This window comes from Tsuneonella sp. HG222, assembly GCF_053819185.1.
On record NZ_JBSOQZ010000001.1, the window covers coordinates 1,911,238 to 1,935,333 of the forward strand.

General features: G+C 66.9%; 21 protein-coding genes. 6 read left to right on the plus strand and 15 right to left on the minus strand.

Translation table 11 applies throughout. The annotated features are described in order from the left end of the window. Positions 1-50: 50 nt before the first annotated feature. Both ACWPMZ_RS09740 and ACWPMZ_RS09745 read left to right on the plus strand, forming a co-directional pair. The gene (locus ACWPMZ_RS09740) at positions 51-1,310 is read left to right on the plus strand and encodes a hypothetical protein (RefSeq protein WP_455703810.1); all 1,260 of its coding nucleotides are present in this window, start codon (positions 51-53) and stop codon (positions 1,308-1,310) included. Between the two features lie 13 nt (positions 1,311-1,323). Continuing rightward, a complete protein-coding gene (locus ACWPMZ_RS09745; protein WP_455703811.1) occupies positions 1,324-3,264 on the plus strand; it encodes an alpha/beta hydrolase family protein in 1,941 nt (646 codons plus the stop codon). Positions 3,265-3,268: 4 nt separating this feature from the next. Here ACWPMZ_RS09745 and ACWPMZ_RS09750 read toward each other — a convergent pair whose 3' ends face one another. From ACWPMZ_RS09750 to ACWPMZ_RS09775, 6 genes are all read right to left on the minus strand, one after another. After that, entirely contained in the window at positions 3,269-3,934 is a 666-nt protein-coding gene (locus tag ACWPMZ_RS09750) for a murein L,D-transpeptidase catalytic domain family protein (protein ID WP_455703812.1), read from the minus strand. A 95-nt stretch (positions 3,935-4,029) separates the two neighbouring features. After that, positions 4,030-6,777: a hypothetical protein gene (locus ACWPMZ_RS09755; protein WP_455703813.1), complete on the minus strand. Its 2,748-nt coding sequence runs from the start codon at positions 6,775-6,777 to the stop codon at positions 4,030-4,032. 91 nt (positions 6,778-6,868) lie between these two features. Next, positions 6,869-7,663: a LysR family transcriptional regulator gene (locus tag ACWPMZ_RS09760; protein ID WP_455703814.1), complete on the minus strand. Its 795-nt coding sequence runs from the start codon at positions 7,661-7,663 to the stop codon at positions 6,869-6,871. A gap of 47 nt (positions 7,664-7,710) precedes the next feature. Beyond that, positions 7,711-8,121: a Co2+/Mg2+ efflux protein ApaG gene (gene apaG / locus ACWPMZ_RS09765; RefSeq protein WP_455703815.1), complete on the minus strand. Its 411-nt coding sequence runs from the start codon at positions 8,119-8,121 to the stop codon at positions 7,711-7,713. Between the two features lie 41 nt (positions 8,122-8,162). Continuing rightward, complete coding sequence (locus ACWPMZ_RS09770) at positions 8,163-9,515, minus strand: PAS domain S-box protein (protein WP_455703816.1); 1,353 nt, start codon at positions 9,513-9,515, stop codon at positions 8,163-8,165. A gap of 118 nt (positions 9,516-9,633) precedes the next feature. Beyond that, the gene (locus tag ACWPMZ_RS09775; RefSeq protein ID WP_455703817.1) at positions 9,634-10,842 is read right to left on the minus strand and encodes a trans-sulfuration enzyme family protein; all 1,209 of its coding nucleotides are present in this window, start codon (positions 10,840-10,842) and stop codon (positions 9,634-9,636) included. An 83-nt stretch (positions 10,843-10,925) separates the two neighbouring features. Here ACWPMZ_RS09775 and ACWPMZ_RS09780 point away from each other — a divergent pair, with 83 nt between their 5' ends. Continuing rightward, a complete protein-coding gene (locus ACWPMZ_RS09780) occupies positions 10,926-12,215 on the plus strand; it encodes a glycosyltransferase family 39 protein (RefSeq protein WP_455703818.1) in 1,290 nt (429 codons plus the stop codon). 4 nt (positions 12,216-12,219) lie between these two features. Here the strand turns inward: ACWPMZ_RS09780 and ACWPMZ_RS09785 are convergent, their stop codons facing one another. The 9 genes from ACWPMZ_RS09785 to ACWPMZ_RS09825 form a co-directional block, all read right to left on the minus strand. After that, positions 12,220-14,328: a prolyl oligopeptidase family serine peptidase gene (locus ACWPMZ_RS09785; RefSeq protein ID WP_455703819.1), complete on the minus strand. Its 2,109-nt coding sequence runs from the start codon at positions 14,326-14,328 to the stop codon at positions 12,220-12,222. A 66-nt stretch (positions 14,329-14,394) separates the two neighbouring features. Next, positions 14,395-15,537 carry a glycosyltransferase gene (locus ACWPMZ_RS09790; protein ID WP_455703820.1) on the minus strand — a complete coding sequence of 381 codons (1,143 nt, stop codon included), beginning with the start codon at positions 15,535-15,537 and terminating at the stop codon, positions 14,395-14,397. A 45-nt stretch (positions 15,538-15,582) separates the two neighbouring features. Next, positions 15,583-16,641: a 3-isopropylmalate dehydrogenase gene (leuB, locus tag ACWPMZ_RS09795; RefSeq protein WP_455703821.1), complete on the minus strand. Its 1,059-nt coding sequence runs from the start codon at positions 16,639-16,641 to the stop codon at positions 15,583-15,585. Further along, the gene (recO, locus tag ACWPMZ_RS09800) at positions 16,638-17,246 is read right to left on the minus strand and encodes a DNA repair protein RecO (protein ID WP_455703822.1); all 609 of its coding nucleotides are present in this window, start codon (positions 17,244-17,246) and stop codon (positions 16,638-16,640) included. Before recO ends, leuB begins: the two co-directional genes overlap by 4 nt. 12 nt (positions 17,247-17,258) lie before the next feature. Next, positions 17,259-17,771 carry a DUF1993 domain-containing protein gene (locus ACWPMZ_RS09805; RefSeq protein ID WP_455703823.1) on the minus strand — a complete coding sequence of 171 codons (513 nt, stop codon included), beginning with the start codon at positions 17,769-17,771 and terminating at the stop codon, positions 17,259-17,261. 104 nt (positions 17,772-17,875) lie between these two features. Then, positions 17,876-18,163: a hypothetical protein gene (locus tag ACWPMZ_RS09810; protein WP_455703824.1), complete on the minus strand. Its 288-nt coding sequence runs from the start codon at positions 18,161-18,163 to the stop codon at positions 17,876-17,878. 70 nt (positions 18,164-18,233) lie between these two features. Beyond that, positions 18,234-18,482: an accessory factor UbiK family protein gene (locus tag ACWPMZ_RS09815; RefSeq protein WP_455703825.1), complete on the minus strand. Its 249-nt coding sequence runs from the start codon at positions 18,480-18,482 to the stop codon at positions 18,234-18,236. 24 nt (positions 18,483-18,506) lie between these two features. Further along, positions 18,507-19,061: a TspO/MBR family protein gene (locus ACWPMZ_RS09820; protein WP_455703826.1), complete on the minus strand. Its 555-nt coding sequence runs from the start codon at positions 19,059-19,061 to the stop codon at positions 18,507-18,509. A gap of 43 nt (positions 19,062-19,104) precedes the next feature. Continuing rightward, the gene (locus ACWPMZ_RS09825) at positions 19,105-19,887 is read right to left on the minus strand and encodes a TlyA family RNA methyltransferase (RefSeq protein ID WP_455703827.1); all 783 of its coding nucleotides are present in this window, start codon (positions 19,885-19,887) and stop codon (positions 19,105-19,107) included. A 64-nt stretch (positions 19,888-19,951) separates the two neighbouring features. On the opposite strand from ACWPMZ_RS09825, the gene ACWPMZ_RS09830 reads away from it, so the two are divergent. The 3 genes from ACWPMZ_RS09830 to ACWPMZ_RS09840 all read left to right on the plus strand — a co-directional run bounded on the left by ACWPMZ_RS09830 (position 19,952) and on the right by ACWPMZ_RS09840 (position 24,091). Then, the gene (locus ACWPMZ_RS09830; RefSeq protein ID WP_455703828.1) at positions 19,952-20,494 is read left to right on the plus strand and encodes a hypothetical protein; all 543 of its coding nucleotides are present in this window, start codon (positions 19,952-19,954) and stop codon (positions 20,492-20,494) included. Positions 20,495-21,096: 602 nt separating this feature from the next. Then, positions 21,097-22,224, plus strand: coding sequence for a branched-chain amino acid aminotransferase (locus ACWPMZ_RS09835; RefSeq protein ID WP_455703829.1), 1,128 nt, complete (start codon positions 21,097-21,099; stop codon positions 22,222-22,224). 82 nt (positions 22,225-22,306) lie between these two features. Continuing rightward, entirely contained in the window at positions 22,307-24,091 is a 1,785-nt protein-coding gene (locus tag ACWPMZ_RS09840; RefSeq protein WP_455703830.1) for a DUF885 domain-containing protein, read from the plus strand. The last annotated feature ends 5 nt before the right edge of the window (positions 24,092-24,096 follow it).

The window sequence follows — 24,096 nt, forward strand, 5'->3', positions numbered from 1 at the left end:
AAAGTCAACTTGGCTCTACACGCGCAAGGGAAGTTCTTGGGAGAGTTCTCATGCGCCGTATCGCGCTTCTTTCGTCCGTTGCCCTCAGCCTCGCCGCGCTGGCGATGGCCCCCGCCCCCGCGCAGCAGCGCCCGGCGGATCTCGCCACCCTGCCGCCGGTCCCCACCGACTTCACCCCGGGCAAGACCGAGTGGGGCGATTGGGACTTCACCGGCATCTGGCCGATCGAGAACATCCCCGACACCCGCATCCTGTTCCAGCGCCCGAAGGAATACGGGATGAACTACTGGATCACCGACGAGCAGCACGCCAAGCGCGTCGCCAATGCGGAACGGTCCGACGGAAACTTCGCCGCCGCCAGCGAGCGCGGGATCGGCACTTCGGGCACCGAGGGCCTGGTCGAATGGACCAAGAACTCCAACATGAGCTGGCGCACGTCGATGCTGGTCTCGCCCGCCGACGGGCAGCTTCCACCGCTGACTCCCGAAGGCCAGCGGCTGTACGAGGCCGGCCGTTCGGGCTGGGTACCGGGGCAGGACTTCGACTGGGTGACCGATTTCGACAGCTGGGACCGCTGCGTGACCCGCGGCTTTCCGGCTAGCATGTACCCGTTCCGCTACAACAACGGGATCCGCGTGCACCAGGCGCCCGGCTATTTCGTGATCGAGCTGGAGATGATGGGCGTGCGCAAGGTGCCGATCTATCCCAGCAAGGCCGCCGCGCAGGCCGCGCAGTGGCCCAAGCCGGTCGAGGAATGGCTCGGCCAGAGCGTCGGCTGGTGGGAAGGCAAGACCTTCGTCATCCAGACGACCAACATCGTCTCGGGCGACAGCGCGACCCACGACGTCACCAAGCGCTCCAGCAGCCCGCTCAACATGGCCACGCAGCACGTGCCGCCTTTCAACACCATCCCCATGAGCGCGCAGGCCATGACGATGGAACGGCTGACGATGACCGACGCCAATACCATCGTCCACGAGCTGACCTATTCGGACCCGGTCTATTACACCGCGCCGTGGACCACGCGGCTCGAGTGGAGCCGCAATCCGGAGTACGAGTTCTTCGAATACGCCTGCCACGAAGGCAACCAGGCGATCCGCGGGTACATCCAATCGAGCCGCGCGCACCGCGCCGCGATCGCCGCGGGGACCGACGTTCCCGAAACCGCCGAACAGGATTCGCGCAGCCGCTTCGCCGAGCAGTTCGACTTCGACCCGGTCGTCACCCCGCCCCGCGCCCCGCCGGGCGCACCGCCCGCAGCAGCCCCCACCCCGGCCCCCTCACCGGCAGCGGCGCAACGCCGGGAGTAGGTCCGTTGCAGGGATGAGGCTGGTCGCAGTCTTCCGCGGTATCATGGCAGGGTTGGCGCTTTCACTGGCGCCCGCCCCGCTTGCCGCGCAGGAATCGCTTCCCGCCGAGATCGCCACAAGCGTCTTTGCCGGCCGCAGCCCCTTCGGCGAAAGCCCGCAACTGGCGCCGGACGGCAGGCGCATTGCCTATTCCTTCACAGTCGAAGGTCAGGACAGGGTCGGCGTCATCGACATCGACAACGGGGCTATCGAGGACCTGGTGCCGATCGCCGGCATGGACCTGCGGTGGGTCCGCTGGGCAGGGAACGACCGGCTGCTGATGTCGGTCATGGTGCCGGTCAAGACATCTTGGGCCGAGGGCCGGATCGTTCGCCTGCTGGTGCGCGACCTGGCCAAGAAGCAACTGTTCCTGGTCGGGCCCAAGGCGCAAGGCGTCGATGGCGACGACGTGATCCACGTCGATCCTGCCGGGCGCTTCATCCTGCTGTCCGTTTCGCCCGACCTGTACAGCGAGCCCGAGGTCTGGCGCATGTCGCTCGAGACCAGCGGCGACAAGGGCACGAAGATAGAATCCAAGCGCGGGATCTGGAGCTGGTTCGCCGACGATGCCGGCGTGGTGCGAATGGGGCTCGGCTACGAGAACCGAAATGTGAAGGTCTGGTACCGCAAGTCCGCGCAGGACAAACTGGAAGTCATCGCCCGCGTGGGTCGCGGAGACGAGGATACCCGCTGGGACCTTTCCCGCCTGATCGGGGAGACCGACGAAGGTTACGTCCTCAAGCCCGGCGACGATGGCAGGATCGCCCTGCGGCGGTTCAACTACGCCACGCGCGAGCCGGGCGAGGTCGTCTACGCCATGCCTGGCTGGGACATCCTCGACTTTCAGCTCGACGACTCCGGCAAGCCGCTCGCGGTCAGGTACGCCGACGATCGCGACCGCATCGTCTGGCTCGACCCTGAAATCGCCCGACTGCAGGCCGATCTGAGCAAGGCGCTCGGCGGCGAGCAGGCCCGCATCCTGCAGATGGCGCGCGACCGGTCGCGCATGCTGGTAGAGCATTCGAGCGCCAGCGATCCCGGCACCTGGTATGTCTACACTCCGGCGACGAAGCGCCTCGCTGAATTCTCGCGCATGCGCCCCGATCTGGACCCCAAGTTGCTCGGCCCGGCAAGGGCGGTCGATTACTCCGCGCGCGACGGCACCAAGATCCGCGCCTATCTAACCCTGCCTCCCGGGCGCCCGGCAAAGGGCCTGCCGTTGATCGTCATGCCGCATGGCGGCCCGTTCAACGTGCGTGACCAACTGTCCTATGTCGACGAAGTGCAACTTCTGGCCAACCGCGGTTACGCGGTGCTGCAGCCCAACTTCCGCGGGTCGGCGGGGTTCGGCGAGGAGTTCGAGCGGCTCGGCGACGGAGAGATCGGCCGCAAGATGCAGGACGACCTGGACGACGCGATGGACTGGGCCGTTGCCCAGGGCATCGCCGATCCGCAGCGCGCCTGCCTCGTCGGGGCGAGCTACGGGGGCTATGCCGCCGTCTGGGGCGCGCTGCGCAATCCGGAGCGCTGGCGCTGCGCGGCGAGCTTCGCCGGCGTAATGGACTGGGAAAAGCAGCTTTCCTACCAGGTCGACTTTCTGGACCGGGACTTCCGCTCCAAATGGAAAAGCCGCGTGCGCGGCGAAGACGCCAAGTTCGATCTCGCCGGGGTGTCACCGGCCCGCAACGCGCGCCGCCTCACCCGCCCCGTGCTGATCGTGCAGGGCCGCGAAGACCGGATCGTCCCCTTCGGTCAGTACCTCGTGTTTCGCGATGCGATGCAGGAGGCGGGCAATGCCAACGCGCAGTACCTGATCCTCGACAAGTCGGGCCACAATTTCGCGAGCCCGGAGGACGAGAAGGCATGGTACGACGCGCTGCTCAAGTTTCTCGCCCGGCACAACCCAGCCGGCTGATCGCTCAGGCCACCTGCCCGCAGTAGAGCAGCCGCCCCTCGCCCAGCTGGTCGAGCATCAGGTCGCGTACGTCTTGCGCCACGGCGAAGCAGCCCAGGCTGCGGCCCACGCGGTTCTGGTCGCGCGCCATGTCGTCGCTGACGTAGTCTGCTCCGTGGAGAACGATCGCCCGCTCGAGCGCGTTGGAGTTTTCCGGATCGAGCCCGAGCAGGCGGCGCGAGCGGCCGTGCTTGCCGACATAGGCGTTGGCGGTGAGATAGGCCCCGCGGCTGGAGGCGTTGGATTCGGGCACGTTGGAAAACGCCTGCACCATCCCGGTGTTCGCCGGATCGGACCCGCGCCCGTGCGAGACGAGCCATGCGTGCGTGATTTCGCCGGATTCGACGTCGACGATCTGGAAGCGCGGTTCGCCCGAAGGCCGGGTGAAGTCCACCACGCCGATCCGGTCTCGCAGGACCACCCGGCGATCGTGCCGGTCGAGCGCGGCCATTGCCTCGCGCAGCAGCGGCGGCATGTCGGCCTTGCGATAGGCGGCGGGCAGCAGGTTTTCGGGCGCACCCGCGGCAGTGGCGAGCGCGCGGCCGTCCGCCGGGCGCGACCAGAGCGGGGCGCTGGCCCCGGCGGTCAATGCGATTGCTCCCGCCAGCACGTGGCGGCGTTGGAAATCCATGTGCGATCCCTGTCGTGGCGCCGGAAACATCCCTTTTCCGGCGCGTCAGGGCTAGCCGCGCAAAGCTGAACCTCGCCTGAGACCGCCCCGGCGGCCTACACCACGATGAAATCGGCGCTGGTGAGCGCGGGCCGGTTGTCGAGCACCGCGAACAGCACGGCCGGATCAGTCCCGTTGCCGTCGTCGTCGAACCACAGCCGGCCGCTGGCCTGGTCGTAGACGATACGGTTCTGCCCGCCGGTCGCCTCGGTCCCGAAGACGAGGTTGTTGGCCTGCAGCGCGCCGTCCGACAGGGTGAAGAAGACCGCATTGTCCAGCACGATGCGGTCCTGGCCCGAGGTGAAGTCGGTGATGTGGTCGACGTTCATTTGCCCGTCGATCGGCGTGTCGAACACGAAATCGTCGTTGCCGCCGTTGCCGGTCAGCGTATCGGCGCCGCGCTTGCCGTTGAGCACGTTGCGCACGTCGTTGCCGATGAAGGTGTCGTAAAACACGCTGCCGACCAGCCCCTCGATGCTGTCGAACCCGTCGCCCTGCGCGGCGTTGCTGGCGCCCGCGCCGGTCAGCAGGTTGACGAACACCGCGCCCCAGTTGTCCTCGTAGCTGGCGGTGTCGAACCCGGCTCCGCCAGCGAGTGTATCCGCGCCCAGCCCGCCGATCAGGATGTCGTCGCCCGCGCCGCCCGTCAGCACGTTGGCCGCGGAATCGCCGATCAGATAGTCGTTGTAGATCGATCCGGCGACGTTCTCGATCCCTTGGTAGGTATCGCCCTGCGCGGCGTTGCCGAAGCCCTGCCCGCTGGCCAGGTTGACGAACACAGCGCCCTGGTTGTCCTCGTAGCTGGCGATGTCGCTGCCCGCGCCGCCGACCAGCACGTCGGCCCCGAGCGCGCCGATCAGCGTATCGTTGCCGCCCGCCCCGTCGATCCGATTGGCTCCGGCATCGCCGATCACGAAGTCGGCGAAGGCCGAACCGGTGACATTCTCGACGTCGACGTAGACGTCGCCTTCGGCCGAGTTGTTGTAGCCGCGGCCCAGTGTCAGGTTGACGAACACGGTGCCGATGGAATCGCTGTATTCCACGGTGTCCGCGTCACCCTGTCCGTCGAGCACATCGGCACCCAGGCCGCCGATCAGAGTGTCGTTGCCGAAGCTGCCGGTCAGCCGGTTGCTGCCTTCGTCGCCGATGAGGATGTCGGCGTAGGACGACCCGAAGACGTTCTCGATGCCGCTGTAGGTATCGCTGTCGGCGTAGTTGTTGTATCCCTTGCCGAGCGTCAGGTTGACTACCACCGTGCCGTTGGAATCGATGTAGCTGACGGTATCCGTACCGCTGCCGCCGATCACCGTATCGCCGCCCTTGCCGGTGATGAGGATGTCGTTGCCCGCCGCGCCGTCGAGCCGGTTGGCGTTGTCGTCGCCTTGCAGCGTGTCCTTTGCCGAACCGCCGGTCAGATTCTCGAACTCGAAGAACAGGATCTCCGGTCCGTAGCCATAAGCCGCGTTGGTCACCAGACTGGCCGAGGTCTCGATATCCAGCCCGGCGAAACTGAAGGTGTCGATCCCCGCACCGCCATAGGCCAGGCCACCGCCGAGACCGGGCAGGATCGTGTCGTTCCCCGCCAGACCGTAGAGGTAATCGTTGCCCGCGCTGCCGTTGAGTACGTTGTCGCGCGCATCGCCGGCAATCCAGTCGGTCCCCGAGGTTCCCGTCTGGTCCTGCGGTTTGGGACCGAGGAACAGCTCGGCGCGGTGAGTGATCGCAGCCGAGCCGGAAAATCCGCCGAGCGGAAATATCCCGGCCGACATCAGGCTTCCGTCGGCCAGTTGCACCGCCATCAGTTCGGTCAACGTACCGCCTTGCGGATTGACCACGTAAACGGGGTCGCTGACCGCGGTGCCGGACCGGTCGAAGACCTGTGCGTAGGAACCCCAGCTGACGATCGCGCCGCCGTCCTGATAAGGAGCGACATTGACCTCGCCTGCCGCGTTCACGCCGGGCAGAACGATGTCGGCCCCGGTCGGAACGCCCGCGGAGTCGAAATCCCGCTGATGGAACGTCCCGTCGGTTGCACGCCAATAGGCTGTGAAGCCGTTCGCGCGGGCGAAGATTTCGACCACCTCATTGCCGCCGCCGGCAATCCCGAACTCGGTCCCAACCCTGTTGCCAAGCGAGTCGACGATCTGACCTGAAAGGAAACCGCTCTCACTGAAAGTTACAACGACGTTGCCGTTTGTGAGCGCGGTTGCCTTCGGGGCGGTTTGAGATCCCGACGTATCCGCAGTCAGGATGGCTGTCGCGGTCAGTGGATTGCCCGCTGCGTCGAACACGCGGATCGCTATATTGGGATCGGTGGGGGTATTGGGGTCGACCTTCGTGAACACAGCGACGATGTGCTTATCGGCCGTAAACGCCAGGTCCACGTCGACCCGGTCGGGCTGGCCACCGCCCGTTCCTACAGGATTGGGATCGATCAACACGAGTGATGAGGGGAGCGAATTGCCGTTGTAATCGAACAGCTCGAACTGAACGCTTCCGTTCGCGTCCGAGCGGTTGCTGTCGGTCGAATAGCCGACGGCAAAGCCGGTGTCGGTCTCGATGATCTCGGGCGTCTGCAGGTTGGACGCGAAGACATAGCTACCCTGCAGGGTAAAGATCTTCAGGAGTTCGTTATCGGCGTTGTAGACCGTGCCGACGAAGTTCTGGACACCATACTGGTTGTTGCGGTTGATGATGACGAAATTGCCGTTCGACAGGGCGAAAATCGTCGGATCGTAGGATCGCACGTTGGGCGAACTGCCCACGACCTCTGTTTCTACGCCTTGGGAAATCTGCTGCGGCATGGTGCGACCCTCTCTCGTGCGAAGCTGAAGATTCGCAACGGCCGCAACGGTCTAGCGGTTCCCGGGTCTACGGCCCGGCCGCCCTCGCTGGTCAGCCGGCGGTGCTGAGAAACTCCACCAGCGCGCGGACTTTCTTCTGCCGCCATTGCGGGCGCGGGGCGACGAGCCAGTAGGAGCGGCGGCCGTCTTCCGGGCCTTCGAGAACTTCGAGCTGGCCGTGGCCGATCGCCTCGTCGCACAGCAGCAGGGGGAGCATCGACTTGCCCAGGCCCGCGATGGCGCTGGCGAGCGCCTGCCCGGCGTCGCCGGCCTGAATGTCGGGCTCCACCCCATCGGGCAGCGGCATGCCGGGCCAGACGATCCACTTGTCCGGTGCGCCCTTGGCAGCGACGATGACCCGCTGCGCGGGCGCGAGCTGGACGCCTTCGAGTTCGCCCGGCCCATCGACCAGCCGCACCGCGAGGTCGAGGTTGGCCTCGGTGAAGTCCACCGCCTCGCCGCCGACGATCTGCCAGCGCACGTCCGGGTTGGCGGCCTGGAAGCCGGCCAGCCGCGCGGCCAGCCATTGGGCGTAGAATTCGCGCGGGGCGGCGATGGTGTAGAAGCTGCTCGCCTGCCCGGCCTGCATGGCCTGGACCGATTCCTCGAACTTGAGGAAGCCTTCGCGCAAGCTCTCCAGCCCGGCCTCGGCCTCGTCGGTCAGCTCCAGCCCCTTGCTGGTGCGGCGGAACAGGACGACGCCGAGCACGTCTTCCAACGCGCGGATCTGCTGGCCCACGGCCGCGGGCGTCACGGCCAGCTCGTCAGCCGCACGGGTGAACGACAGGTGCCGCGCGGCGGCATCGAACACGCGCAGGGCGTTGAGCGGAAGGTGTGTGCGCTTCATCTTGCGCTGCATCTATTGCGACGGGGCGCATGCGGCAAGGCTGCGCGTCAGTTCGCCTCCGCCGGGGCGGCGAGCGGGAAGAACGGGATGCGCGCCTCGAACGTGTCGCCGTTGCCGTCGCGGAAGGTGTAGAACCCCTCCATCGAGCCGTGCGGCGTCGCCAGCGGGCAGCCCGAGACGTAGTCGTGCGTCTGGCCGGGGGCGAGCACCGGGGTTTCGCCGACCACGCCTTCCCCGTCCACCAGGCTGATCATCCCGCGCGCGTCGACGATGCGCCAGTGCCGGGTCAGCAGCTGGATCGTGTCGTCGCGATTGTTCTCCATGCGGATGTGGTAGACCCAGAACCACTTGCCCGCATCGACCCGCGACTGTTCCGGCATGAAGGTGACCGAGACGCGCACGGTGACGCCTTCGGTCATTGCCGCGTGCTGGAAAAAGCTACCAAGGACATCGCTCATAGCGGCAATCTAGCGCGTTCCGGGCAAGGAGCAACCGCCGGTCAGGCGGCAATCCGCACATGGTCGGCCAGCGCCTCCTGCCCCGCGCGCAATTCCCACCGCACTCCGCCCGGATCGTAGACGAGATCGACCTCCGCGCCCAGGTTGTGCCTGGGCACTTCGCTGATCAGTGTCGTCCCGAAGCCGAGATGGCGAGGCGCGACCACGGGCGGACCGCCGTGCTCGTTCCACCAGATGCGCAGACCCGTCCCGTCGTCGCGCGGGCTCCAGCCGATCTCCACCCGGCCGCCCCTGGCCGAGAGTGCGCCGTATTTGAGCGAATTGGTCGCCAGTTCGTGCAGCGCCATGCCGACGACCTCGGCGGTGCGCGGCGCAAGGTGCATTTCGGGACCCGCGTGGCTTATCTCGCCTGGCGCGTCGTCGATGAAGGCCAATTGGTGGCGGACCAGTTCCTCGACCGGCACTTCGCGCCACTGCCGGCGGACCAGGATGTCCTGGTTGACAGACAGGCTCATCACGCGGTTCTCGAACCGGGCGAGGAAGCCCTCCTCGTTCGGCGCGCTGCGGCGGGCGAGCGCCTGGATGGTCGAGAGCATGTTCTTCGACCGGTGATTGACCTCCATCAACAGCAGGCGGATCTGCTCGGCCTGCTCCCGCTGCCCGGTGATGTCGGTATTGGTGCCAAACCAGCAGACGATCGACCCGTCGGCGCCGCGGATCGGCATGGCGCGGCTCAGGAACCACCGCCACTCGCCGCTCTTGCTGCGGAGGGGAAACGTGTCTTCCCATTGCTCGCCCGCAGCCAGGGCGCGGCTCCAAACCTCGACCACCCGGTCGACGTGATCTTCGTGGTGGACGGCCTTCCATCCCCAGCCCTGCATGCTGTCGAAGGTGCTGCCGGTGTAATCGTACCAACGCTGATTATACCAGACAATCTGCCCGTCGGGCTGGGCGATCCAGGCGAACTGGCTGATGTTCTCCGCCAGCAGGCGGAACCGCTCCTCGCTCTCGCGCAGGCGGGCCTGGTCGCGCAGATAGGGACCGGCATCGCGCGCGATCTTGCTGGCGCCGACGATTTCGCCTGCGGCGTTGCGCACCGGCGAGATACTGACCGAGATGTCCAGCAGGACGCCGGTCTTGTGCAGCCGCTTGGTGAAGAACTGCCCGATCCGCTCGCCGGCGCGGATTTGCGAGAGAATGAGATCCTCCTCGTGCTCTTGCCCGGGTGGCAGGAGGCGGAGGATGGAATGGCCGACCATCTCGTCGGCGCGCCAGCCGAACAACCGCTCGGCCGCGGGATTCCACGCTATGACGATCCCGTTCGTGTCCTTGGCGACGATCGCATCGTCGGAAGAGGCGACGAGGGATTCATAAAAATCGCGTACTTCGAGCATGACACCCGTCCGACCAGTCCCGCAAGAAGTCACGGGCTCTCGCGCGCAGCCTTACAGCAAAATAAATGGGCAGGCCAAGTAGCGGAGAAAGCGCGGTTAATGCGCCTGTCGGAACAGGTCAGACCCCGGCGCGATCGAACGCCCGGGCGAGATCCTCGATCAGGTCCAGCGGATCCTCCAGCCCGATGTTGATCCGCAGCATGCCGTCCTCGATCCCCGCCTCGGCCCGCCCTTCCGGGCCCATGTTGTGATGCGTCGTGGTCGCCGGGTGGCAGATCAGGCTCTTCGAATCGCCGATGTTGTTGCTGATGTCGATCAGCTCGCAGGCGTTGCACACGGCCATCGCCTGCTCGCGCCCGCCCGGCACGAAGAAGCTGAAGATCGGCCCCGCCGCGTCCATCTGGCGCTGGGCTAGCGCGTGCTGCGGATGGCTGGGAAGCCACGGATGCAGGACACGCAGGCCGCGGCTCTCGACCATCCGGGCGACCTCGAGCGCGCTTTCGCTCTGGTGGTGGGCGCGCAGCGTCAGCGTCTCCAGCCCCTTGAGCACCACCCAGGCGTTGAACGGCGCGCAGATCGGCCCGGTGTTGCGCTGGAACGGGCTCAGCTTCTCCTCGATCCATTGCCGGGTGCCGCACACCGCGCCCGCCATGACCCGCCCCTGTCCGTCCATCAGCTTGGTGGCCGAATAAGCGACGACGTCGGCCCCGTGCTCCAGCGGGCGCGACAGGGCGGCCGTCGCGAAGGCGTTGTCGACCACCGTGACGATCCCCTTCGAACGCGCCAGCCCGCACACGAAGGTCAGGTCGACCAGGTCCATCGTGGGGTTTGCCGGCGTCTCGAAAAAGAACGCCCTGGTGTTGGACTGCACCGCCGCTTCCCAGGCCGCGTTATCGGTGCCGTCCACCACGGTGTGGGTGATGCCGAAGCGGTTGAGCACGTTGGACAGGATCCAGCGGCACGAACCGAACGCGGCGCGCCCAGCGACCACGTGGTCGCCCGCCGAGAGCATGCACAGCAGCGCGCTGGTCATCGCGGCCATTCCGCTTGCCTGGGCCAGGCACGCTTCGGCCCCCTCCATCGCCGCGATCCGGTCCTGCAGCATCTCCACCGTCGGGTTCTTGAAGCGCGAGTACTGCATGCCCGTCGCCTCGCCGGCGAAGCGCGCGGCAACCGTCTCGGCATCGTCGTAGGTATAGCCAGAGGTGAGGAACAGTGCCTCGCTCGTCTCGCCGTGTTCGGAGCGCCAGGTGCCGGCGCGCACCGCCCTGGTCGCGGGACGCCACTTGTCCACTGTTGAGCGATCGGTGCCGGTCGTTTTCTTCATAGCGGGCGCACGTCTAGGTCGCGCACGGGGCGCGGGCAAGCGCGCGCTTGAAGCATTTGCCCGGCCCCCGTAAGCCCGGGGCGATGAGCCAACCGCCCGAGCATCCGCGTGACCCGATCGCCTGGCACGGGGCACTCGCGGCAGCCTTCCTCCTGCTCTGCCTCGTCCGGCTGACGATCCCCTCGCAGCCGTTCTTCGACGAGGTCCATTATCTGCCCGCCGCGCGTGCCTGGCTCGACCTGACGATGCCGCCCAACGTCGAGCATCCGCCGCTGGGCAAGGAAATCCTCGCGCTGGGTATCCGGCTGTTCGGCGACGGACCACTCGGCTGGCGGCTGTTTTCCGCGCTGTTCGGCACGCTTGGCCTGTTCGCGGCCATGCGCGCGCTGTGGTTCGCCACGCTCAGCCGGTTCGGCTCGCTGGCCTTCGGCTTCCTGCTCGCGACGGGCTTCGCCTGGTTCGTGCAGAGCCGCATCGCCATGCTCGACGTGTTCATGGCCGCCTTCGTCATGCTCGCGCTCTGGTCGCTGGCCGGGGCCATGCGAGAGCCGGAGACTGCGCGGCGCAGGTTCGCCATCGCAGGCGTGTGTCTGGGCTTTGCCATGGCCTGCAAGTGGAACGCCGTGCCGCTCGCCATCCTCCCCGGCCTGGCCTTCGTCGCCGTCCGCGCACGCGAAGCCGGCTGGCGCTTCGTCACCGCGCATCGCGGCGCGCCGGTTGCCGGCATGACCACGTGGGAAGCCGCTGTCTGGCTCGGCCTCGTCCCGCTCGCCGCCTATGCCGCGGCCTATCTTCCGGGCGTGGCGTTCGCGCAGAATGCTTGGTCGGCCGACCCATTCGCCCCCAACGGGCTGATCGGCATCCACCGGGTGATGCTCGACCTGCAGCAGCAGACGCTGGCGCCGCACACCTACCAATCGACCTGGCCGCAGTGGATCCTCAACTGGCGGGCCATCTGGTATCTCTACGAAGTGACCGACGGCGCCCAGCGCGGCGTGCTCCTGATCGGCAATCCACTGACGATGCTGCTGGGGCTCGGAGCGCTCGGCTGGGCCGGCTGGATGGGCGCAATGCGCGGCCGCACCGATCTGCTGGCACTGGTGCTGCTCTACCTCGCGGCCCTGGGCCTGTGGATCGTCGCGGCCAAGCCGGTGCAGTTCTATTACCACTACCTGCTGCCGGGCACGTTCCTGCTCGCCATGCTGGCTATGGGTCTCGACGAGCTCTGGCGTAAAGGCCACCGCTGGGCGCCCCTTGCGGTGCTGGCGGGCTCTGCGGCCTTCTTCGCCTGGTTCTTCCCGATCCTCAGCGCCGCGCCCCTGGCCGACACGATGAGCTTCCTCGACTACGCCTGGCTCGAAAGCTGGCGCTGAGGCGCTAGTCGCGCAGCCCCAGCTTCTCAGCGAAGTAGGTGAACATCTGCGCGTACATCGTGGCGCTCTGCTTCACGTCCACGCCGGAGCCGTGGCCGCCCTCGGTGTTCTCGTAGAACAGGAACGGCAGCCCGTATTCCTCCATCCGCGCGGCAAACTTGCGGGCGTGCTGCGGGCCGGTGCGGTCGTCGCGCGTGGTGGTGAAGATCCACGGCTCGGGATACGTCGCGCCCTTCTTCAGCGCGTGATAGGGGGAGGTCTTCTCCCAGAACGAGCGCACCGCCGGATCGGCCTCGACGTCGCCGTATTCGCCCTGCCAGCTCGCCCCGCGGGCGATCTTGCTGATGCGGATCATGTCGAGCAACGGAACCTGGATGCCGATCGCGTTGTAGAGCTCGGGCGTCTGGACCATCGCCACGCCGGCCAGCAGCCCGCCGTTGGAGCCGCCAAACATGCCCAGATGCTGCGGCGAGGAGAGGCCGCGAGCGATGATGTCGCGCGCCACGGCGGCAAGATCGTCGTAGACGATCTGCCGTTTGGTCCCGAGGCCCGCCTGGTGCCAGGCCGGCCCGAACTCGCCGCCGCCGCGGATGTTGGCGATCACGAACGCCCCGCCCTTCTCGAGCCAGAGCTTGCCGACCGTGGCCGAGTAGGTCGGCGTCTCGCTCTGCGCGAAACCGCCATAGGCGCTGATGACAGTGGGCGTCGTGCCGTCGCGCGGCGCGTCCTTGGGCCGGACGATGAAATAGGGAATTTTCGTTCCGTCGCTCGAGGTCGCCCAGAGCTGCTCGACCACGTGGTTCGGCGCGTCGAACTGCGCCTTCAGCCGCTTGATCGCAACCGGCTCGGCCTGGTCGACCGCGTCGAGCAGGTAGAGCGTGCTGGGGGTCAGGAAGCCCCTGGCGGTGACCATCATGGCATTGCTGTCGTCGTCGGCCGCGCTGACCGACAGCGCCATGTTCTCCGGCAGGGGCAGCGCGCGCGCTTCCCAGCCACCGGCGGCGAGAGGGGCGAACGACCAGACCTTGCCCGCGACGTTGTCCAGCGTGCTGACGATCAGCCGGTCCTTCGTGGTCCCCACCCCTTCGAGCGCCTCGCTCGGGCCGGGCTTCCAGACGAGCGTGGGCACGAGGTTCGCCGGATCGGCGAGTACCGCCGCGCGGTCGAGCGAGACCAGCGATCCGGCCGGATAAGTCGCACCGGCGACGGTCCAGTCCTCGTCCAGCGAGACGACCAGCCGCCCGGCGACGAGTGCCTGGATGTCGGCCTTTTCCGGCAAGGCAAGGCGGCGGACATGCTCGCCGTCGAGCACGTGATGCGCCCGGCGGAAGAAATCGGTGGCTTCCACCAATACCGTCAGGGTGTTGCCCTCGCCGTCGCGCATGACGGAGGGGAAGGTCCCGACTTCGGTCTGCTTGCCGCGATAGAGTTCGACCGCCGCCTCTAGCGGTTGCCCGCGCGCCACGCGCTTGACGATGTAGGGATAGCCCGACGTCGTCAGCCCTTCGCCGCCCCAGTCGGTCGCGACGAGCAGGTGGTCGGCATCCTCCCACGAGATCGCCTGGGTGCTCATCGGGATGACGAAGCCGCCCTCGACGAAGCGCCTGGTCGCCAGGTCGAATTCGCGCACCTCGGTCGCATCGGCGCCGCCGTCGGACAGCGAGACGAGGCAGCGGTTCTCTTCCGGACGCAGGCAGTTAGCGCCCTTGTAGACCCAGCTGCGGCCCTCGGCTGCGCCGAGCGCGTCGATGTCGAGCACGGTTTCCCATTCGGGGCTGTCGGTGCGATAGCTGCCGAGCGTGGTGCGCCGCCACAGGCCGCGCAGGTGGTCGGCATCCTGCCAGAAATTGTACAGCTTGCCGTGGCGGAAGCTGACCGCGGGAATCCGCTCCTGCGAGGACAGAATCGCCAATGCCTGGTCATAGTTCGCGCGGTAGCGGGGATCGGCCTCTAGCCGCGCGGTCGTGACCGCGTTGTGCTGCTCGACCCAGGTCATCGCCTCGGGCGAGGAGAACTCCTCGAGCCAGATGTAGGGATCGTCTGCGTTGCTCTGGGCCATCACGGGCGCTGCCATTGCAGCCACGAGCGGCAGAGCCAACCGGAAAAAGCGCATCGGGGAAAGACCTTGGAAAGTGCGACCGTTGGGCCGCCTTCTAACGATCCTGTTTCCCAGTGCAATTCAGCGGAAGCGGCCCCAGACGAACTTGCTCGACAGCGCGTAATTCCACACCGAGGCGATCACCACGCCGATCAGCGCCGCGGCGTACCAGTGGAACCGCATCGCCTCGAGCACGGACGACACACCCACGTTCGCCAGCGCGCCAACCGAACAGGCGGCGCAGAACTTGATCCAGCCGTAGAACATGCGCTCCGCCCCGGCGAGCTTCTGGTCGCGGTAGGTCAGCAGGTTGTTGAGCCAGAAGTTGAACGTCATCGCCACGATCGTCGCCACCGCGACGGCCCAGGTGAACTTCACGTCGAACCCGCGATAGAGCACGCCGACCACCGCCATGTGCACCAGCACGCCCAGCCCGCCGACCGTGCCAAACAGGGCAAAGCGCGTGGGGATGAAGCGGCCAAACCAGCGATCGTAGAGGCCGGCGATGAAATCGAGCACGACCCCGTGATCGAGCTTGCTTTCCCCGGCGAGGCGTTGGGCGAACTTCAACGGGAATTCCTTCACTCTGAGGCGCGGCTCGGCCGTTGCCAGGATGTCGAGCATGATCTTGAAGCCGATGCCGGACAGGCGGTTGGCCTGCTTGCGCAACTGGTCGGCGCGCAGCAGGAAGAAGCCGCTCATCGCATCGCTGAGTTCGGTGCCGGTCAGCTTGCGGGCGAGCGCGTTGGCGAAGCGGCTGCCGGTCTCGCGGCCCTTGCTGGAAAGCCCTTCGGCGCTCGCGCCCTCGGCAAAGCGGCTGGCATAGGCGAGGTCGTATTCGCCCGATTTCACCGCCGCGAGCATTTCGAGCAGCAAGGCCGGATCGTGCTGGTGGTCGGCATCCATCACCGCGACATAGGGCGCGGCCGTGGCGCACATTCCCTCGATCGCCGCGCTGGCCAGGCCCCGGCGGCCGATGCGCTGGATAACGCGGATGCGCGGGTCGGTCTTGCCGATCTCGCGCGCCGCGTCGGCCGTGCCGTCGCGCGAATTGTCGTCGACGAAAACGGCTTCCCAGCCCCCCGGGCCCAACGCTTCGTCCAGCCGGGCGACCATCGGCGCGATATTCGCCTTCTCGTTCAACGTCGGCAGGACGATGGCGAGCTCCAGCGGCCTGTCGGCTGCGGTCACGGCACGGTCCAGTTCGGCATGGGTCATGTCCATGGACCTGCCCGATATATGGTAAAGATCAAGAAAACGTTGCGGCGGTCAGAGCCGCGCAACCACCGCGTCCCCGATCTGGACCTTGCTTGCCCCGCCGCCCAGGTCCGCGCCCTTGACCTCGTCGGCCAGCGCGCGCGCCACCGCGGTTTCGACCCGCGCCGCGTCCGCCTCGCGCCCCAGCGAATGGCGCAGGAGCATGGCGAGGCTCAGGATCGCGGCCATCGGGTTGGCGGTGCCCTGCCCCGCGATGTCGGGCGCGCTGCCGTGGATCGGTTCGTACAGCCCAAAGGTACCGAACGCCGTCCGCCGCTCGCCAAGGCTGGCGCTGGCGAGCAAGCCGATCGACCCGACGCACATGCTCGCCTGGTCGGACAAGATGTCGCCGAACAGGTTGCCGGTCACGATGGTGTCGAACTGGCCGGGATTGCGCACCAGCTGCATGGCCGCGTTGTCGACGTACATGTGGCTCAGCTCGACGTCGGGGTATTCCTGCCCCACCTCGATCATCACGTCGCGCCAGAGCTGGCTGGTTTCGAGCACGTTGGCCTTGTCGACGCTGCACAGCTTCCGGCGGCGGCCGCGCGCGGCCTGGAACCCGACATGGGCGATGCGCCGCACCTCGTCCTCGGCATAGGACATGAAGTCGAACCCCTGCCGCCGCCCGTCGTCGAGGATGCGGATCGCCTTCTCGCCGAAATAGACGTCGCCATTGAGTTCGCGGACGATCAGCAGGTCGATCTCGCGCGCGATCTCGGGGCGCAGGGCCGACAGGTCCTCCAGCCCGGGAAACAGCGTCGCGGGCCGCAGGTTGGCGAACAGACCCAGCGCGCTACGCAGGCCGAGGATCGCCTGCTCGGGCCGCAGATGCCGCTCCAGCCCGTCGCATTCGGGATCGCCCACCGCTCCGAACAGCACGGCATCGGCCGCGCGGGCCATTTCCAGCGTCTCCGGGGGAAGCGGATGGCCATGGCGCCGATAGCCTACCCCGCCGACGTCGCCTTCCCACAGCGTGAGGCCGGGCAGTTCGAGCGCGGCGAGCACCTTGCGCGCCTCGGCCATGATCTCCGGCCCGATCCCGTCGCCGGGCAGTATCGCGATCTTCATGCCATTCTCCCCAGCAGCTCCCTCAGGCGGGCGCGGGCGGCCATAACGTCTCCCCTCCGGTCGGCAAGGAGGTAGTGGTCGAGCGGCGCCGCCAGCTTGTCCATCGCCGCCAGCACGTCGGCGAGATCGCCCTCGGGGACACGGGCGCCGGCGGCGCTGGCGCCATAGCCGAGCTCGCGCAGCAACAAGATTTCATAGCCGACCAGCGCGGGCGCCCAGCCCCGCGCGGACGGCGCGTGGCAGATCGCCGACAGCAGGGCCGTAAGCGCCTGCCACAGCGCGGGATAGGCGTGGCGTTCCGGCAGCGCGGTCGCGGTCAGCGCGCAGGCCCAGCCGATCGCCGCCGCCGGCAGCGGCTCGCCAAGCCAGGGCCCGCGGCTTTCGACCAGCTCGAGCCTGGCGAAGGGAAGCTGCGTGTCGGAGCGCGAGCGAAAGTCGGCCGCCACCAGGTTGCCGGGAATGACGACCGGCCGCAGCACGCGCCCGCGCCCGCCAGCGACATAGCCCGCGACGACGCCCGCCTCCTCGGTCAGGAGGCGCGCAACCACCGCCGTCTCGCCGTGCTGGCGAGCGGACAGGACGATGGCGGGCGCACGCAGTTCCATCGCGGGGCGGGGTTACATCTGCTCCGGCTGGCCGAGATGCTGGAGGAAGTCCGGCTTGCCTAAAGGCACGCCGTTGGCCCGCAGGATGGCGTAGGCCGTCGTCGCATGAAAATAGAAGTTGGGCAGCGCGAAATCGCGCAAGTAGTCGGCGCCTGCCCAGCGATAGCCCATGCCGTTGGGAAACTTCATCACGACCTCGCGCGATTCGACTCCATCGAGCTGCGAGGCGTCGACGCTCTTGATGAAGGCGATGGTCCTGTCACACCGGTCCGCCAGCTCGGCGAACGTGGTCTCGGTATCCTCCATCACGGGGGGCGTGATGCCCGCCAGCCGGGCGATCGCATTCTTCGCAGCGTCGGAGGCGAACTGGTACTGCGCGGTCAGCGGCTTCATGTCTTCCGCCAGCCGCGCCCCGGCCAGCGCCTCGGGGTCTCCCTCCTCTGCCGCCTTGTCGAGCCACGCGCGCATGTTGCGCAGCATGGCGATGAAGGCGGGGGCGGCAATGGAGTACAGATTGGTCGGCATGGCATTCTCCCGGTAACAAGGTCCGGGTCTTTGCGCCGATCCGCCCGCTACGGCCAGCCCGTCCTGTCAGGCCCAGCCCGACCTGTCAGGCCCAGCCCATCCTTTCAGGCATAGTCGCGCGGAGTCGCCAGCAGATCGGCGCAGTCTGCGCACGGTTGTTCGCGGCGCGCGGCCTTCTCGGCGGAAACCAGGGGATTTTCCTTGCGGCCCATCGTCCAGTTCTTCTGCATCCGGACCTTGGGGTTGGGGGCGCACCAGATTTCGCCGGTCTCGTCGATCGCCGTGATCCAGATCAGGTTGTGCTCGGGGCCGTAGTCGATCAGTCCGATCGCCTGGCCCGGGCCCTTGCCGAGCACATGGAGCGGAATCGGAGGATTAAGCTGGGTGAACATGAGGGATGCCTTTCGACATCGCCAATGCCCGGCGCGCGCGGCCAGTTCCCCGCGCCGCGCAAAACAAAAGCTATTTCGGCAACTTGGCTTCCAGCACCGCGATCTTGGCTTCGAGGATCTCGACCTTTTCGCGGGCCATCGCGGCCATGTCCTTGACCGCGTCGAATTCCTCGCGGCTGACGAAGTCGAGCCCGCCCAGCGCTTCCTTCAGCCGCTCGCGCCCAGCCTCGCGGGCTTCGCGGGTCATGCCGGCAAAGGTCCCGGCGGCGGCGTTCGCCATCTTCACGAAGTCGGCGATCAGGGGGTTTTCGCTTTGCATGGCGCTATTGTGGCCCCGCTTCGATCACAATTCAATCCGCTGGACCGAACCTGACACGTCCCTACCGTCGGCATCGGGGTTCAATTGCAGGAACTGCCAGTTGAGCACCGTCGCGAACAGGACCCACGCCAGATAGGGGACCAGCAGCCAGCCGGCCAGGCGCCGCACCCGGAAGAACAGGATCGTCGTGGTCAGCACCGCCACGTCGATCGCCAGCAGCAGTGCCAGCGCCAGGGTGATCTGGTGGAAAGCGAAAAAGGTCGGCGACCAGGCAAGGTTGAGCGCGAGCTGGATGACGAAGGCGGCGATCGCCAGCCCGCGCCCGCGGGCACCCCAGGCGGCGCAGACCAGCGCCAGCGCGATGCCCATCAGGAAATAGAGGATCGACCAGACGATCCCGAAGGCAGCCGGCGGCGGGAAGATCGCCGGCTTGTCCAGGCTCATGAACCACGGACTGTCCGCCGTGCTGCCCCCGACCACACCGGACAGGTATCCCAGAAGCATGACGGTGGGCACGAGAAACAGGGCCCAGCGCAGGACGCTGGCACGCAACTGTGACGGGGACGCGAGGCGGTTCATGCGGACTCCTGCGATTCGCCCGGTCTTATGGCGGGGGGCCCGGTCAGGCGCAACTTGGGTCCACGATGCCGTCCCGCCCCGGGCCAGAGCGATGCCCGCGTTGCGCCGCGACGAGGAACTCGACGTTGCCTTCCGGGCCGGTGATCGGGCTTTCGACGATCCCGTCGACGGTCCAGCCGCCGCTCTCCAGCCAGTCGCGCACTTCGGCGCATACGCGGGCATGGAGTGCCGGGTCGCGCACCACCCCGCCCTTGCCCACTTCCTCGCGCCCAACCTCGAACTGCGGCTTGATCAGGGCGACCAGGCGGCAGTCCGGCGAAGCCAGTTCGAGCGGGCGTTCGAGGACCTTGGCCAAGCCGATGAAACTGGCATCGCACACCACCCAGTCGCACGGTCGGTCGATCTGCTCGGGCGAAAGAATCCGCGCGCTGGTCTGTTCCAGAACCGTCACGCGCGGATCCTGTCGCAATTTCCAGGCAAGCTGGTTGGTGCCGCTGTCGACCGCGAAGACGTGCTGCGCCCCGCCCTGCAACAGCACGTCGGTAAAGCCGCCGGTCGAACTGCCGATGTCCATCGCCATCGCCCCGTTTGGGTCGAGGGCGAAGTGCTGGATCGCGTGGGCCAGCTTGATCCCCCCGCGGCTGACCCAGGGATGATCGCGCCCCTTGACCTCGATCGACGCATCTTCAGCCACTTGCTGGCCGGACTTGTCGATCTTTCGTGTATCCGCGAAGACCAGGCCCGCCATGATCAGTGCCTGTGCCCGCGCGCGGCTTTCGGCCAGGCCGCGGGACACAAGCAGTTGGTCGATGCGTTGTTTCGCCATGGAAACGCGCTTAGCCGCTGCGGGCCGCTTGAGCCAATCCCGTCGATCCGCCAAGGTCGAGCTGATGACCCGCACCAGACTTCTTATCGCCCTGCCGCTGCTGGCTGTTGCCAGCGCCTGCGTCCCCTCGACACCTGCTCCGACGCCGATCCCGACCCCCACCCCGCGCCCAAGCCCGGTACCCACGCCCACGCCGACCCCTGCGCCGACCCATGCGAGCTGGATGGACGCTCCAGCAACGCCGGGCGACTGGACCTACCGGACGACGGCAGGCGGAAGCGCCGCGACGTTCGGCGAGGCCGCCAGTGGGGCGCGCTTCACTATCGCCTGCAATCGCGCCGCGCGCAGCGTCTCTCTGACCCGCGCCGCCAGTTCCCAGGTCGCGGTGCCGATGCAGGTCCGCACCGAGACGGCAGAACGGGCATTCACCGCGGTGCCGGGACAGGGCGGCGTGCCCGAACTTGTAGCCACGATCACGGCCAACGACTCGTTCCTCGACGCCATCGCGTTTTCGAGGGGTCGCTTCGCTGTGGAAATCGCCGGGGTGGCGCCGCTTTATATTCCCGCATGGCCCGAAATCGGCCGGGTAATCGACGACTGCCGCTAGGAGAAAGGCATGCGATTTGCGCAGGCCAGAAGCTGAGAATTCTGACAGCGAAAAACTTTAATGCAAGACTTGCGTTAGCACCTGCAACGAATCACATTGCACCTCGGAAGAAGCGGTACACGCGGCTTCCGGACCCCGGTGAAACGGCGGGCCTGGCTTAAACAGCGCGAAAGGAGGTGATCCGATGTCTCATGGTTCAGCAGGGAGGTCGGAAACGACCCGCGCGGAGCATATTCGGTAAACATCACTTTCGCCGAGTAAGGCTCCGTGAGCGGTCCCAACACGACCGCTGACCATGCGAAGGGCGGTATCCCATCCGGGGTGCCGCCCTTCTCATTTTTTCGCTTTCCTACCGCCGGCGAGGCGTTTCATGGTGACGCGTGTCGACGCACGATGAATGCATACCGGATCACCGGTTCGCCTCTCGCCGGCCAGGCCGGAGTGCATTCGGCGCGTCCAATTTAGGTGTCACCTTAGGGGTAACCTTCGACGTACCAGCGCATCCCTTCAATTGCGGTCCAAGACACGCTAGACGGGGCATTCCAGTTCAATAGCTTACCATTTATTTCATTTCGCTTGCCTGTTTTGAAATAATCAGACAGATGCCGCGCCGAAAGCAGGACTTCATGCACGCCACCGCCAAACCGCCAATCGACTTCGACCGCATTGCCCATCCCGCCCCCGTTCCGGGTGCGACGCGCGATCAGGCCATCGCCGATCCCGGCTTCGGCAAGGTCTTCACCGACCACATGGTCTCGATCGACTACACCGAAGGGCGCGGCTGGCATTCTGCGACGCTCGGCGCGCGCGGCCCTCTGACGCTCGATCCGGCGGCGGCCGTTCTGCATTACGCCCAGGAAATCTTCGAAGGCATGAAGGCCTATCGGCTCGACGACGGGACGATGGCACTGTTCCGCCCGGAGGCGAACGCCGCGCGCTTCAACGCATCGGCCGATCGCCTGGCCATGCCGCGCTTGCCGGAGGAAACCTTCGTCGAGGCGGTGCGCCAGCTCGTCCTGGCCGACAGGGCCTGGTTCCCGCCGGTTGATGGCGGCTCGCTCTATCTGCGCCCCTTCATGTTCGCGTCCGAGGCCTTCCTCGGCGTGCGCCCGGCACGGGAATACAAGTTCCTCGTGATTGCCAGCGCGGCGGGCAACTACTTCAAGAGCGGCGTTCCTGCGGTCTCCATCTGGGTGAGCGAGGACTATACCCGCGCGGCGCCCGGCGGGACCGGGGCAGCCAAGTGCGGGGGCAACTACGCCGCCAGCCTCGTCCCGCAGGCGGAGGCGATCGCCAAGGGCCACGACCAGGTCGTGTTCCTCGACGCCGTCGAGCGCAAGTGGATCGAGGAACTGGGCGGGATGAACCTGTTCTTCGCCTTCGACGACGGGTCGGTCCTGACCCCGGAGCTGACCGGCACCATCCTGCCGGGCATCACCCGCGATTCGATCCTGCAACTCGCGCGAGAAGAGGGCCTTTCGATCCGTGAGGGGCGCTACAGCATCGACCAGTGGCGCGCCGATGCCGAGAGCGGCAAACTGCTCGAAACCTTCGCCTGCGGCACGGCGGCCGTCGTCACGCCGGTGGGCAAGGTAGCCGGGCGGGATGGAGAATTCACCATCGGCAGCGGAGGGCCCGGTCAGTTGACCGGCCGCATCCGCGACCGGTTGGTGGGCATCCAGCGCGGCATCATCGAGGACCGCCACGGCTGGGTCCATCGGCTCGACTGAGCCGCCATGCGCCCCGACGAGCGACTTTGCCTGCCGACGAACGGCATGACATAGCTGGGCTGCCAAGTTCAGGGGATACCACATGACCGTTCGCCTCGCCTCTCTTCTGGGCGCTGCCGCCCTTGCCTTCGCCGTGCCGGCCGCGGCGCAGGACAATTCGCCGCCCGCATCTGCCACGACCGACGACAAGGCGTGGATCGAGAAGAGCAACACCTACACCACGGCACTGATCGAAGCGCAGGCCGCCTTTTCTCCGGAAGGCGCGTCGGGCGCCGGCCTCGAGCAGTTCGACGGGCTGGCCATGGACCTCGGCCCCAATCTCCCCGATCGTATGGTTGCCATGCTGGAGAGCCAAGTCACGCGCCTGACCGCCGCCAAGGCGTCGGAAGGCGATCCGCGCGTGAAGCAGGATCTGCAGATCCTGATCGACGACCTCATTCATTCGATCGAGGGAGTCCGGCTTAACCAGAAGACCCAACTGGCGTGGACCGACGTGCCCGCCACAGTGTTCGGCGTGATGAACGGGGTGCTCGACGACCAGCGCTCGCCCGCGCGCCGGCAGAAGGCGCTGGAGCTGCTGCAGCGCTATACCGGGCTCTACAAGGGCACCACGCCGCTGACCGAGCTGGCCAAGGCGCGTTGGGCCGAGAGCCAGAGACAGGGGAAGATCGGTCCGTTCAAGGGCCGGGTCGAGGACACGCTGGGCAAGACCGACGTCTATATTTCCGGCGTGCGCGAACTGTTCGCCAAGTACAAGATCAAGGGCGCGGACAAGGCGCTCGACGCCATGGAAACGCAGCTGCGCGACTATGCGGAATGGGAGCGCGCCAACGTCCTCCCCGCGGCGCGCGAGGATTTCCGCCTGCCGCCCGAACTCTATGCTTATCAGCTCAAGGGCTACGGCATCGATATCGCGCCCGAGGAACTGATCAGCCGCGCCCGCCGCGGGTTCTACGAGATCCGCCAGCAGATGCGCGCTCTCGCCCCGCAGATCGCGGCCAAGAACGGTTGGAGCGAAACCGATTATCCCTCGGTATTGAACAAGCTGCGCGAACAGCAGATACCGCCCGAAAGGATGGAGGCCCGCTACGCCGAGATCCTGGGCGAGATCCAGCAGATCGCCGCGCGCGAGAGGATAGCCACCCTGCCGTCATATCCAGTCGCCATGCGGCTTGGGACCGAGGCGGAAAACGCCGCCAGCCCCGCGCCGCACATGCGCCCCCCGCGTCTTATCGGCAATACCGGCGAGCAGGGCGTGTTCGTGCTGACCACCGGGCAGACGAAGGACAACCCGATCGAAGCGCACGACTTCGACTTCGATGCCGCCGCCTGGACCCTGAGCGTCCACGAAGGGCGCCCGGGACACGAACTCCAGTTCGCCCGCATGGTCGAAACCGGGGTCAGCCAGGCCCGCGCGCTCTATGCCGCCAATTCGGCCAACGCCGAAGGTTGGGCGCTCTATGCCGAAGCCGAGATGCAGCCTTACGAACCGCTCGAAGGCCAGCTGATCGCGTTGCAGCACCGGCTGCTGCGTGCCAGCCGGGCGATGCTCGACCCGATGCTCAACCTGGGCCAGGCGGACCGCGAGACGGCCGAGCGTATCCTGCGCGAAGAAGCGGGTTTCTCCCCCGCGATGGTGAAGCAGGAAGCCGACCGCTACACCTTCCGCGCCCCTGGGCAGGCGGGCAGCTATTACTACGGCTATAGCCGGCTGCTCGATATCCGCATGCAGGCCGAGGTCGCGCTCGGGGCCAAGTTCGACCGGATGGCCTTCAACGATTTCATCCTCGCCCAGGGTCTGCTGACCCTGAACGGCCTGGAAGACGCCGTGAAAACGCAGTTCATCCCCGCGATGGCGGCCAGGTAACCGGC